This window comes from Serratia silvae, assembly GCF_023282985.1.
Classification (GTDB): domain Bacteria; phylum Pseudomonadota; class Gammaproteobacteria; order Enterobacterales; family Enterobacteriaceae; genus Chania; species Chania silvae.
Map to the genome: position 1 here is coordinate 54,196 of NZ_JAGQDC010000006.1, position 12,226 is coordinate 66,421.

At 54.6% G+C, this 12,226-nt stretch carries 17 protein-coding genes; 6 read left to right on the forward strand and 11 right to left on the reverse strand.

The window, feature by feature from the left end:
- Positions 1–81: 81 nt before the first annotated feature.
- From npr to KAJ71_RS09655, 11 genes are all read right to left on the reverse strand, one after another.
- A complete protein-coding gene (gene npr / locus KAJ71_RS09605) occupies positions 82–354 on the reverse strand; it encodes a PTS phosphocarrier protein NPr (RefSeq protein ID WP_142016712.1) in 273 nt (90 codons plus the stop codon).
- Positions 351–1,208: an RNase adapter RapZ gene (gene rapZ, locus KAJ71_RS09610; protein WP_021180704.1), complete on the reverse strand. Its 858-nt coding sequence runs from the start codon at positions 1,206–1,208 to the stop codon at positions 351–353. Before rapZ ends, npr begins: the two co-directional genes overlap by 4 nt.
- Before the next feature lie 129 nt (positions 1,209–1,337).
- The gene (gene ptsN, locus KAJ71_RS09615; RefSeq protein ID WP_024483720.1) at positions 1,338–1,799 is read right to left on the reverse strand and encodes a PTS IIA-like nitrogen regulatory protein PtsN; all 462 of its coding nucleotides are present in this window, start codon (positions 1,797–1,799) and stop codon (positions 1,338–1,340) included.
- A gap of 218 nt (positions 1,800–2,017) precedes the next feature.
- Complete coding sequence (gene hpf / locus KAJ71_RS09620) at positions 2,018–2,305, reverse strand: ribosome hibernation promoting factor (RefSeq protein WP_248945510.1); 288 nt, start codon at positions 2,303–2,305, stop codon at positions 2,018–2,020.
- Between the two features lie 23 nt (positions 2,306–2,328).
- Positions 2,329–3,765, reverse strand: coding sequence for an RNA polymerase factor sigma-54 (rpoN, locus tag KAJ71_RS09625; RefSeq protein WP_248945511.1), 1,437 nt, complete (start codon positions 3,763–3,765; stop codon positions 2,329–2,331).
- 50 nt (positions 3,766–3,815) lie between these two features.
- Entirely contained in the window at positions 3,816–4,541 is a 726-nt protein-coding gene (gene lptB / locus KAJ71_RS09630; RefSeq protein WP_248945512.1) for an LPS export ABC transporter ATP-binding protein, read from the reverse strand.
- A 6-nt stretch (positions 4,542–4,547) separates the two neighbouring features.
- Positions 4,548–5,087: a lipopolysaccharide ABC transporter substrate-binding protein LptA gene (gene lptA, locus KAJ71_RS09635; protein WP_248945513.1), complete on the reverse strand. Its 540-nt coding sequence runs from the start codon at positions 5,085–5,087 to the stop codon at positions 4,548–4,550.
- On the reverse strand, positions 5,056–5,634 hold the full coding sequence (gene lptC, locus KAJ71_RS09640; protein ID WP_248945514.1) for an LPS export ABC transporter periplasmic protein LptC: 579 nt from the start codon (positions 5,632–5,634) through the stop codon (positions 5,056–5,058). The genes lptA and lptC overlap by 32 nt, the downstream gene beginning before the upstream one ends.
- Positions 5,631–6,185, reverse strand: coding sequence for a 3-deoxy-manno-octulosonate-8-phosphatase KdsC (kdsC, locus tag KAJ71_RS09645; RefSeq protein WP_248945515.1), 555 nt, complete (start codon positions 6,183–6,185; stop codon positions 5,631–5,633). The genes lptC and kdsC overlap by 4 nt, the downstream gene beginning before the upstream one ends.
- A gap of 17 nt (positions 6,186–6,202) precedes the next feature.
- Positions 6,203–7,189, reverse strand: coding sequence for an arabinose-5-phosphate isomerase KdsD (kdsD, locus tag KAJ71_RS09650; protein WP_248945516.1), 987 nt, complete (start codon positions 7,187–7,189; stop codon positions 6,203–6,205).
- Between the two features lie 130 nt (positions 7,190–7,319).
- Positions 7,320–8,306 (reverse strand): calcium/sodium antiporter, encoded by a 987-nt coding sequence (locus tag KAJ71_RS09655; protein WP_248945517.1) that lies wholly within the window; start codon positions 8,304–8,306, stop codon positions 7,320–7,322.
- A 406-nt stretch (positions 8,307–8,712) separates the two neighbouring features.
- Between KAJ71_RS09655 and mlaF the strand changes: the two genes are divergently transcribed.
- The 6 genes from mlaF to ibaG all read left to right on the forward strand — a co-directional run bounded on the left by mlaF (position 8,713) and on the right by ibaG (position 12,224).
- The gene (mlaF, locus tag KAJ71_RS09660) at positions 8,713–9,528 is read left to right on the forward strand and encodes a phospholipid ABC transporter ATP-binding protein MlaF (protein WP_248945518.1); all 816 of its coding nucleotides are present in this window, start codon (positions 8,713–8,715) and stop codon (positions 9,526–9,528) included.
- A gap of 4 nt (positions 9,529–9,532) precedes the next feature.
- Complete coding sequence (mlaE, locus tag KAJ71_RS09665) at positions 9,533–10,315, forward strand: lipid asymmetry maintenance ABC transporter permease subunit MlaE (RefSeq protein ID WP_021180693.1); 783 nt, start codon at positions 9,533–9,535, stop codon at positions 10,313–10,315.
- Between the two features lie 4 nt (positions 10,316–10,319).
- The gene (gene mlaD / locus KAJ71_RS09670) at positions 10,320–10,868 is read left to right on the forward strand and encodes an outer membrane lipid asymmetry maintenance protein MlaD (protein ID WP_248945519.1); all 549 of its coding nucleotides are present in this window, start codon (positions 10,320–10,322) and stop codon (positions 10,866–10,868) included.
- A 14-nt stretch (positions 10,869–10,882) separates the two neighbouring features.
- Positions 10,883–11,512 carry a phospholipid-binding protein MlaC gene (gene mlaC / locus KAJ71_RS09675; RefSeq protein ID WP_248945520.1) on the forward strand — a complete coding sequence of 210 codons (630 nt, stop codon included), beginning with the start codon at positions 10,883–10,885 and terminating at the stop codon, positions 11,510–11,512.
- Entirely contained in the window at positions 11,512–11,814 is a 303-nt protein-coding gene (gene mlaB / locus KAJ71_RS09680) for a lipid asymmetry maintenance protein MlaB (protein WP_248945521.1), read from the forward strand. Before mlaC ends, mlaB begins: the two co-directional genes overlap by 1 nt.
- Positions 11,815–11,969: 155 nt before the next feature.
- A complete protein-coding gene (gene ibaG / locus KAJ71_RS09685) occupies positions 11,970–12,224 on the forward strand; it encodes a BolA family iron metabolism protein IbaG (RefSeq protein WP_021180689.1) in 255 nt (84 codons plus the stop codon).
- Positions 12,225–12,226 lie beyond the last annotated feature (2 nt).

The following is a 12,226-nucleotide window of genomic DNA, read 5'->3' on the forward strand; positions in this document are numbered from 1 at the left end:
CCTAGCTACGACTCGAAATTCATAGGGGATAGACTTGGAGCAATCTGGATTACAGCTTGAGGGATAACGGCAATATATTAACTAATCCTCGTCGAAGCCTGAATTAAACAGCTCAATCACCGCTGCCAGCGCCTGCACTTCCTGCGGCCCGGTAGCTTCAATTTCGATCTGGCGGCCCTGGGCGGAATCCAGCATCAGCAGCGCGATCACGCTGCTGGCTTCCGCTTCGGTGCCGCTGTCATTACGCAGCAGCACTTCGGCGTCAAAACTCTGCACCAGCTCAAACAGCTTCATCGCCGGGCGTGCATGCATACCCAGCTTGTTCTTGATTTCAACCGTCTGCTTGACCGTCATTGTTGTTTACGCTTTTCCAGTGTGCGGTGACGTGATTGCACGTTCTTGCCGCGTGAACGGAAATAATCCGCCAACTGTTCAGCCACGTATACCGAACGGTGCTTACCGCCGGTACAGCCAATGGCGACGGTCAGATAGCTGCGGTTGTTGGTCTCCAACATCGGCAACCACTGTTCCAGGTAGCTACGGGTCTGGTAGATGAAGTTGTGCACTTCGGTGTGGCGATCGAGGAACGAGGCCACGGGCTTATCCAGGCCGGTCATCGGGCGCAGTTTAGGGTCCCAGTGCGGGTTGGGCAGGAAACGTACGTCGAACACGTAATCGGCATCAATAGGAATGCCGTGCTTGAAGCCGAAGGATTCGAACACCATCGTCAGCTCGCGCTCGCGTTTACCCAACAGGCGGGTACGCAGCATTTCCGCCAACTCGTGCACCGACATTTCCGAGGTATCGATGATCAGATCGGCACGGGAACGCAGTGGCTCCAGCAGATCGCTTTCTTCATCAATCGCGCTTTCCAGCGACAGGTTCTTGGCAGACAGAGGATGCAGGCGACGGGTGTCGCTATAACGGCGGATCAGGGTGTTGCGATCGGCATCAAGGAACAGCAGCTGTGGCGTGAAGCTCTCCGGTAGCTGGGTCATTGCATATTCAAACACTTCCGGCGATTCCGGCATGTTACGGACGTCGATGCTTACCGCAGCGGAGCTATTACGTTCGGCCAGCGTCTGGGCCAGCTGCGGCAACAACACCACGGGCAGGTTATCAACGCAGTAAAAACCCATGTCTTCCAGCGCCCGCAAGGCGACGGATTTCCCCGAACCGGAACGGCCGCTGACAATCATCAGCACCATGTGGTAACTCCCCTGGCATCTCAATGGCTCTCATCGCCACCGTTAGGATCTATTATCCGGGCCACGGCCCGGATATATCGTAAGTAAAACAGTAGCGTTTTCATGGCGGAAAGTCACGCCAGCCGCTGGTTACTCGGTGATGATCTGATACAGCTCTTCGTCGCTCAGCGCTGCGCGCAGGCGGCGGCACACGGTTTTGTCGGCCAGCCGTTTGGCAACCAGCGACAGCGTATGCAAGTGAGTTTTACATTGATCGGCCGGTACCAGCAAGGCGAACAGCAGATCGACCGGTTGATTATCAATGGCGTCAAAGGCGATAGGTTGCTCAAGGCGGATAAACACGCCAACGGCCCGCAAAGTGTCCTCTTCCAGTTTGCCGTGTGGGATCGCGATACCGTTGCCGATACCGGTACTGCCCATACGTTCCCGGGTGAGTACTGCGTCAAACACCACCTGCGAAGGTAGGTTAAGCTGCTTGGCCGCCAGCTCGCTGATAATTTCCAAAGCCCGTTTCTTGCTGGTGCAGTGTACCGAGCTTCTGGTGCACTCGATGTTTAACACCGAGCTTAATTGCATTATTTCGTTGTTCATCTCATCTTCACTTAAAACCGCGTCCTGTCGCTTTATTGCAAGCCTGCTTTACCATTGGAAAGCAGGCTTACGCTGATAACCTTCATGAAACGGTTTTTCGCCTGTTTAACCCTGATGGCTTATCAGCGCATACCTATACAGGTGATGCGCCGAGGGTTGCCGTGTAGCCAATTCGACTACGATGTGGGCCATTACGCATCGCATAACGGCCCAGAATGTCAGTGTTGCTTTAGTTTGTCTTTATGTTTGTTCAATTGACGCGCCAGTTTGTCGATCAGGCAGTCAATTGCGGCATACATATCTTCTTTTTCCGAGGTGGCGTGCAACTCGCCGCCATTCACATGCAACGTTGCTTCCGCAATCTGCTGCACTTTTTCCACACTGAGTACGACATAAACCTGATTAATGCGGTCGAAATACTGCTCGAGTTTGGCAAACTTGGTGTTGACGAACTCACGCATTGGTTCGGTGATCTCGATGTGGTGTCCGGTAATGTTGAGCTGCATAATGTCTTCCTTCTCTATAGAGGTCAAACCAACTGTTTACGCTGGTTGGACGGCGGGATGGACAAAGACTCTCGGTACTTGGCGACGGTGCGCCGCGCCACCATGATCCCCTGATCGGAAAGCATCGTGGTCAGCTTGCTGTCGCTAAGCGGTTTGGCAGGGTTTTCCGCCGCGATCAATTTCTTCACTAACGCCCTGATCGCCGTAGAGGAGGCTTCGCCACCGCTGTCGGTATTCACATGGCTGGAGAAGAAATACTTCAATTCGAAAATACCACGCGGGCTGTGCAGGAACTTCTGCGTCGTCACGCGCGAGATTGTCGACTCATGCATTTCCACGGCCTGGGCGATATCCGCCAGCACCATGGGCTTCATAAATTCTGCACCCTGTTCAAAGAACGCTTCCTGCTGTTCGACAATACAGCGGGTCACCTTGAGCAGCGTGTCGTTCCGGCTTTCCAGGCTCTTGATCAGCCACTTCGCTTCCTGCAAATTGCTGCGGATATACTGGCCGTCGGCATTGTTGCGCACCGTGTTGCCCAGTGCCGCATATTGCTGGTTGATTTTCAGCCTTGGGATGCTGTCTGCATTAAGCTCCACCACCCACTTATCCTGCACCTTACGTACCAGCACATCCGGGATCACATACTCGGATTCGCCGGTATTGATCGACTGCCCAGGGCGCGGATCGAGCGAATGGATCAACACCATCGCTTCTTTCAGTGTATCTTCTTTTAAGCGAGTTGTTCGCATCAGGCTGCGAAAGTCGTGGTTGGCCAGCAAATCCAAATGTTCGCTGACGATCAGGCGGGCTTCAGCCAGATAGGGCGTGTCTTTGGCGTACTGGGAAAGCTGGATCAACAGGCAGTCACGCAGATCGCGCGCCGCGACGCCGACCGGGTCAAAACGCTGCACGCGCTTCAATACCGCTTCGATCTCGTCCATCGTCACATTATTGTCACCCATACTCTCCAGAATGTCTTCTAGCGGTACGGTGAGATAGCCGGTGTCATCGACGGCGTCGACGATCGAGGTGGCGATGGCGGCATCGGTGTCAGAGAACGGCGTCAGATCCACTTGCCACATCAGGTAGTCCTGCAGCGTTTGCGTGGTTTCGCCCTGATAGACCGGAAGCTCGTCATCGCCATAGTCGGTACCGGTGCCGGAAGGGGTACCCGCGGTATAGATCTCATCCCAGGTGGCATCCAAAGGCAGCTCTTCGGGCATGTCCTTCTGTTCCAGCGCTTCGCGGGTGTCTAGCCCTTCGGTCTCGACGTTTTCTTTGGTGTCGATCTCTTCGTGCTGGTCTTCGGTCTGTTCAAGCAGCGGGTTGCTCTCTAGCGCCAGTTGGATCTCCTGCTGGAGCTCAAGCGTGGACAGCTGCAACAGGCGGATCGCCTGCTGAAGTTGGGGGGTCATGGCCAGTTGCTGGCTGAGCCTGAGTTGCAAACCTTGCTTCATAATCTTCTGCTACTTCCGTTAACGGTGGCCTGTAGGCCTGCCGCTGGAACCTATAGGCGGAACTCTTCGCCCAAATAAACGCGTTTCACCTGCTCATCGGCCAGAATGGCGTCCGGTGTGCCGTGGGCAATCAGCTTACCCTGGCTGACGATGTAGGCGCGTTCACACACGTCCAGCGTCTCGCGCACATTATGATCGGTGATCAGCACGCCAAGGCCACTGTCACGCAGGTGCTCGATGATTTTCTTGATATCGATAACAGAAATCGGGTCAACCCCGGCGAAAGGCTCATCCAGTAGGATAAATTTCGGGTTGGCGGCCAGCGCACGGGCAATCTCCACGCGGCGGCGTTCACCCCCGGAAAGCGATTGGCCCAGATTGTCACGCAGGTGGGAGATATGAAACTCTTCCATCAGCTCGATAGCCCGATCGTTGCGTTGCTCACTGGTGAGATCGTTACGGATCTCCAGCACCGCCATCAGGTTGTCGTAAACACTCAGGCGGCGGAAGATCGAGGCTTCCTGCGGCAGGTAGCCGATACCGCGGCGTGCGCGGGCATGCAGCGGCAGGATACTGATATCTTCGTCATCAATCACGATGCGCCCGGCATCGCGCTGAACGATGCCGACGACCATGTAGAAAGTGGTGGTTTTGCCGGCACCGTTTGGCCCCAGCAGGCCGACGATCTCGCCAGATTTCACTTTCAGGCTCACGTCTTCAACAACTTTGCGGCCTTTGTAGGCTTTCGCCAGGTTTTCTGCGATGAGTGTTGCCATAAGTAATTAGTTACTCTTCTTTTGACCGTTTTTGTCTTGCAACTGTGATGGCACCAGAACCGTGGTCACGCGTTTGCCTTTATCGCTGAACGCCTGCATCTGCTGCTGCGGCACCAGATAGGTAATACGGTCGCCTTTCACGTTGCTGTCGAGCTGTTCCAGATAGGCGTTGCCGGTGAGGGTGATCAGCTGTGGCGCGACGTCGTAACGGACTTTCTGCGCATGGCCTTTCACCGGCTTGCCATTGTCCTGCATCTGGTAGAAGGTTACCGGATTGCCGAACGCTTCAATATAGGTTTTGTTCTGATCGCCATCCGGGCGCGTGACCACGACCTTGTCGGCCTTGATCTCAATAGTGCCCTGTTTGATCACCACGTTGTCGGTAAAGGTGCTGACGTTGCTCTGCATATCCAGCGACTGTTTCAGCGAGTCGATACTTACCGGTTGGTCAGAGTCGGATTTCAACGCCAATGCGGGGGAGCTGGCGGTCAAAACGAGGCTGACGATCAACAGATTACGGAGTTGTCTTTTGGTTCTGAATTTCATAGTTGGTCTTGACCTTATCAATCAGCTCAGCGGTTTTGTTCCGCAGATTGCCACGCATTTTCATGCCGTTAGAGGTGAAATTCGTGCCGAACAGGGTCACTTCATCATCGGAAGAGACGTCCTGTGTGACCAGATTAATCTGGGCATTATCGGTTTTAATTTTTTCCAGCTGTGAGGTGGTTGTCAAACTGTTCACCTCCACGTGACCGTACAGATACAGCATGCGGTTTTTGGTCAGCTTGGCGCGATCGGCGCGTATCGACCAGGTGGCCACGGCATGCTCATCAAACAGCGTCATCACCGGCTGGGTGAACCAGCTTAACTCATCAGCGGTGTAATATTTAACCTCTTCTGCCACCAGCTTATAGCTTAGTTGCCCGGCCGGATTGTACACCACGGTTACGGTATGCTGGCTCTGATAGGTCGGGTCTTGGTTGTTGACCGGCACCGTGCTGCCGTCATCGCTGAAATCGGCCATGTTCCAACCAATCAGCGCCAGCGCGATCGCGGTCAGCAAAATGGTGGCCCAAAGTTTGGTTTTATTCATATTGACAGCCCTTTGGCGTCCTCCAGCTTGTTTTGCGCCAGCAGGATCAGGTCGCACAGCTCGCGTACCGCACCACGGCCACCGTTGATGCGGGTCACATAGTGGGCGCGAGGTAACAAAATTGGATGCGCATCAGCCACCGCGACGGCCAGACCGACTTCGGCCATGACCGGCCAGTCGATCAGATCGTCGCCGATGTAGGCGATTTCATCTGGCATCAGGGACAGTTTATCCAACAGTTCACGGAAGGCCAAAAGCTTATCGGACTGACCCTGATACAGATGGGTGATATCCAATGTTTTTGCCCGGTCTTCCAGCAACTTGGCCGAACGCCCGGTGATAATGGCCACCTCGATACCCGAGGTTTTCAGGCAGCGGATGCCGTAGCCGTCACGGACGTTGAAGGCTTTCAGCTCTTCACCGTTATTGCCCATGTAGATCAGGCCGTCTGACAGCACGCCGTCGACATCACAAATCAACAGGCGGATTTTCCCGGCGCGGGCCATGACTTCTTCAGCTACCGGCCCGTAACAGGTTTCAACCAGACTCATGCAGTTCGTTCCTTTCATTAAACGACGCCAGCGCGCAGCATGTCATGCATATGTACCACACCCAGCAATTGGTCGCCATCGGCAACCAGCACGGCGGTGATATGGCGTTGCTGCATCAGATTGAGCGCATCGACTGCCAGCAGGTTCGGGCGCACACGGATGCCGCCCAGCGTCATGACGTCGGTGATTTTGGCATTATTCAGATCGATGCCCATATCGAACACCCGGCGTAAGTCACCGTCGGTAAAAATACCGGCAATCTTCATCAGATCGTCGCAGATCACCACCATGCCCAGATTCTTGCGAGTGATCTCCAGCAGCGCGTCACGCAGTGAGGCTTCGGCGCTGACATGCGGAATTTCGTCGCCGTTGTGCATGATATCGCTAACACGCAGCAACAGACGGCGGCCCAATGCCCCACCAGGATGAGACAGGGCAAAATCTTCTGGGGTAAAGCCCCGGGCCTTCAGCAGCGCTACGGCTAACGCATCGCCCATGACCAAGGTGGCGGTGGTGCTGGTGGTAGGGGCCAGACCGAGTGGGCAAGCCTCCTGCGGTACCTTGATGCACAGATGTACGTCTGCCGCCTTGCCCATTGAGCTTTCCGGGTTGTTGGTCATGCAAATCAGTGGGATCTGCTGGCGTTTCAACACTGGGATCAGCGCCAGAATTTCGTTCGACTCACCGGAATTGGAGATCGCCAGCACGATGTCCTGTGCTGAAACCATGCCCAGATCGCCGTGGCTAGCCTCCGCCGGATGCACGAAGAACGCCGGGGTTCCGGTACTGGCCAGCGTGGCGGCAATTTTGCAGCCGATATGGCCGGATTTACCCATGCCCATGACCACGACTTTACCGCAACATCCGGCGATCGCCTCACAGGCCCGGGTAAAATCCGCATTGATGTACTGATCGAGCTGGGCCAGGCCATCACGCTCAATCTGAAGCACTTCTTTGCCGGCCTGCTGAAAGTCAAAGCCCGGTTGCAACTGGTTAGATGACATACTCATTCCCAACGGTTTACCCGTCATCCTTCAAGATACAGGGGTGTTGACTGCCTTCAATTACCCTGGTCACTTAGTGGACTAAGCTCCCAGGGATGCTTTCAGTTGCCGCCTACCTGTATCTCGAATGCTATAGGGTAAAGCTAAAGAGCTGAAAAGGGTTAAAGAACAGCACTGCAAGATACGCAATAAAGCCACATAATAACAGAGCTCCCGCCAGATGACCGATACGATGTTTGCGGCCAATACACAGCGCGGCAAGCAGGACACTGGCCGCCAGCATCACCCAGTAATCGCGCTGGAAGGCGGCGGGATCGATACTGCCTGGTGACAGCAGAGCAGGGACGCCCAGTACGATCACCGTGTTAAAAATTGTCGAGCCGATGATATTCCCTACCGCCATATCATCTTCGCCTTTTAGTGCTCCGGCGATTGAGGTGGCCAATTCGGGCAGGCTGGTGCCGATGGCGATAATCGTCAGGCCAACCACCAGTTCGCTCAGGCCAAAGTAGTGGGCAATCACCGATGCGTTATCGATGATCATCCTTGATGACAGCGGCAGAATAATGAAGGCCAACACCAGCCAGAGAATGGCTACGGTGTTGCTGCTGTCCTGCGGCAGTTCGGCGAGCTGCTCCACCGTCAGGCTGTCGTTGCCTTCACGTTGCGCCAGCCTGGCGATTTTCAGCATCAGCAGAATAAAACCGGTAGCGGCCAACAGCAGCAGCACGCCATCGAAGCGGCTCAGGGTGTTATCCATCAGCACGTAGCCGCATAACAGGATAACCCCCAGCATCAGCGGCAATTCACGCCGCAACACTTCGGAGCGAACCGACAGTGGATGGATCAGGGCCGCCATCCCCAGGATCAGTAAAATATTGGTGATGTTGGAGCCAATCACGTTGCCCACCGCCAGGTTGGTCTGCCCATTGAGGGCGGCGGTGACCGACACAATCAATTCTGGCAACGAAGTGCCGATACCGACTATCGTCATGCCGATAATCAACGGGGGAACCCCCAGCGAGCGGCTAATCACCGCCGCACCATAAACCAATCTATCTGCCCCATACACCAGTAAAAATAAACCAACGATCAACAGTACTATTGCGAGAAACATTCAGGGTCCTATATTGGGTATACCCGTCGTCTTTCAAGCTGCAGCGTTGTTATCTGCACTCGCCCACCCCAGTCACTTACAAAAGTAAGCTCCTGGTGATGAACGAGCTTGTCGCCTAGCCGCAGCTTGAAATCTATAGGGTATGATAATCCCGTTTCGTTGGTTAAACGCCGTCACCGGCCTCCACGTTGTGCAAAACAACGAATTTTCCCGGTTGAAATTCGAACAATTTTATTTTTTTGCGTTATTTCCTAATTTTGACCGTCTGGAGCCTAAAAGTAAAACCTATGGCATCATTGATAGCGAATTGGCAGTAAGCTTTGGTAAAAATAGGACGTATCGCCCCTATTTGCTTTACCATCAGGGATGATTTGGCAAAAAAACAGCCTGTACAGGATCAATAAACATGCACCAGAAGGCAGATAATCTGGTCGAAGTGCGCGGCATGAGCTTCTCTCGCGGCGATCGGCTGATATTCGAAGACATCAACCTGACGGTTCCCCGTGGCAAAGTGACGGCCATCATGGGGCCGTCCGGCATTGGTAAAACCACGCTGTTACGCCTGATTGGTGGCCAGTTGACCCCGGACTGCGGTGAGATCTGGTTTGATGGGGACAACATCCCGGCGCTGTCGCGCCATCAGCTGTATGAGTCACGCAAGAAGATGAGCATGCTGTTTCAGTCGGGAGCGCTGTTCACCGATCTGACGGTATTTGAGAACGTGGCTTACCCGCTGCGTGAGCACAGCCGCCTGCCGGAGCCGATCCTGCGCAGCACGGTGTTGATGAAGCTGGAAGCCGTAGGGCTACGTGGCGCGGCAGATCTGATGCCGAACGAACTTTCTGGCGGTATGGCCCGGCGAGTTGCCCTGGCGCGTGCTATCGCGCTTGATCCGACATTGATCATGTTCGACGAACCCTTCGTTGGTCAGGATCCGATCACCATGGGCGTGCTGGTCAAGTTGATCGATGAGCTGAATCACGCGCTCGGGATCACCTGCATCGTGGTATCCCATGATGTGCCAGAAGTATTGAGTATTGCGGATTACGCCTATATTGTGGCGGATCACCATGTGATTGCCGAAGGCTCGGCAGCGCAATTACAGAACAATCCTGATGCGCGAGTGCGTCAGTTTCTGGATGGTATTGCCGATGGGCCGGTACCATTCCGTTACCCTGCCGGTGATTATCAGACTGAGCTTTTAGGGGAAGGGAGTAAATAACCTCATGTTTTTAAAGGCGTTAGCGTCGTTAGGGCGCCGTGGTATCAACACCAGCGCAGCCTTTGGACGCGCCGGGCTGATGCTGTTCCACGCGCTGATCGGGCGCCCGGAGCCGCGCAAACAATGGCCGCTGCTGCTCAAACAGCTACACAGCGTTGGCGTTCAGTCGCTGTTGATCATCATGGTTTCCGGCTTGTTTATCGGCATGGTGTTGGGGCTGCAAGGTTACATCGTCCTCACCACCTACAGTGCCGAGGCGAGCCTGGGCATGATGGTGGCGTTGTCATTGCTGCGTGAGCTGGGGCCGGTCGTTACCGCTCTGTTGTTCGCTGGCCGTGCCGGTTCGGCTCTGACGGCCGAAATCGGTCTGATGAAGGCCACCGAGCAGATCTCCAGCCTGGAAATGATGGCGATCGATCCGCTGCGGCGTATTGTTGCCCCGCGTTTCTGGGCCGGTCTTATCAGTATGCCGTTGCTGACGATTATTTTCGTGGCCATCGGTATCTGGGGTGGCGCGATTGTCGGCGTAGACTGGAAGGGGATCGACAGTGGTTTCTTCTGGTCGGCCATGCAAGGGGCCGTGGAATGGCGTCAGGATTTACTTAACTGCCTGATCAAGAGCGTGGTGTTTGCCATTACCGTTAGCTGGATTGCGATCTTCAATGGTTACGATGCCGTACCGACCTCTGAAGGGATTAGTCAGGCAACGACAAGGACCGTGGTACATTCGTCACTGGCGGTGTTGGGATTGGATTTCGTGCTGACTGCACTGATGTTTGGGAATTGATTCGATGCAAACGAAGAAGAGTGAAATCTGGGTTGGGGCGTTTATGCTGATTGCGCTGTGCGCCATCATCTTCCTCTGCCTCCAGGTGGCCAATATTAAATCGATCGGTAATGAACCGACTTACCGTATCTACGCCACCTTCGATAATATCGGTGGTTTGAAAGCGCGTTCACCTGTGAAGATTGGTGGGGTGATGATTGGCCGGGTTGCGGCTATCTCCCTCGATCCTAAGACCTACACGCCACGCGTGGCGCTGGATATTCAGCAACAATACAACCAGATCCCGGATACCAGCTCGCTGGCGATCCGCACCTCCGGCCTGCTGGGTGAACAGTATCTGGCGCTGAACGTCGGTTTTGAAGATCCCGAGATGGGCACGACTATCCTTAAGGATGGCGGGACCATTCAGGACACCAAATCAGCCATGGTGCTGGAAGACTTGATCGGCCAGTTCCTCTACAAGAGCGGTGGTCAGGATAGCCCGAATTCACCGGATGGCTCTGTTGCAGCTCCGGCACCGGATGCCGCTGCGCATTCCGCTACAACTCACTAATCGAGGAAACCTGCATGTTTAAACGTTTTTTAATGGTTGCCCTGCTGGTGGTTGCACCGCTAGCTAATGCGGTCGATCAGACTAACCCATACAGCCTGATGCAAGACGCTGCGCAGAAAACCTTCACCCGCCTGAAAAGCGAGCAGCCAAAAATCAAGCAGGATCCCAACTACCTGCGCACCATCGTGCATGAAGAGCTGATGCCGTTCGTGCAGGTAAAATATGCCGGTGCGTTAGTGCTGGGCCGTTACTATAAAGACGCCACACCTGCACAGCGTGATGCCTACTTTACTGCCTTCCAGGCTTATCTGGAGCAGGCGTATGGCCAGGCGTTAGCCATGTACCAGGGCCAGACCTATCAGATCGAACCGGAACAGCCGCTAGGCAATGCCGATATCATCGCGATCCGCGTAACCATCATCGACAAAGGTGGTCGCCCGCCGGTACGTCTGGACTTCCAATGGCGCAAGAACAGCAAAACCGGCCACTGGCAGGCGTATGACATGATTGCTGAAGGCGTCAGCATGATCACCACCAAGCAGAATGAGTGGGCATCAACCCTGCGCCTCAAAGGCGTAGACGGTTTGACCCAGCAGCTGCAAGCGGCCGCCAAACAGCCGATCACCCTGGATCAGAAAAACTGATGGCCGCAGCGCTGAGCTGGGTATCACAACAGCAAACGCTGGTGTTGAGCGGCGAGCTGGACCGTGAGACGTTATTGCCGCTGTGGCAGCAACGTGAGTTGTTGTTGGCGGATAAAACCGTGATTGATGTCGCTCAGCTGCAGCGCGTGGACTCTTCTGGTCTGGCCCTGCTGCTGCATTTACGTGAGCAACGGCACCCGCAGGGAATTGAGATAAAAATTTCCGGCATCACCGAACGGTTGCAAACGCTGATCACGCTCTACAATTTGTCAGCAATAATGCCTGTTGAAACCGCTAGTTAGCCACATTTTTGGCTGTTCTACCGGGAAAAATCAGTTAAAGGCCCCTGTTGCTCAGGGGCTTTTTCTTTGGTTTAAGAAAGCGGCGGATTCCACTAAGATAGACGCCAAGAGGTCGCCCCGGGTGACTATGATCCTTCGATGCAGAATTGGATACTATGGAAAATAGCGAAATTAAAGACGTGCTGATGAAGGCGTTGGCACTGGAAGAGGCGCATGTGACTGGCGATGGTAGCCATTTTCAGGTGATCGCCGTGGGTGAACTGTTCGCCACCATGAGCCGCGTCAAGAAACAGCAGGCCGTCTATGCGCCGCTGATGGAATACATCGCGGACAACCGCATTCATGCTTTGTCGATCAAGGCATATACCCCAGAAGAGTGGCAGCGGGATCGCAAACTCAACGGATTTTAAGG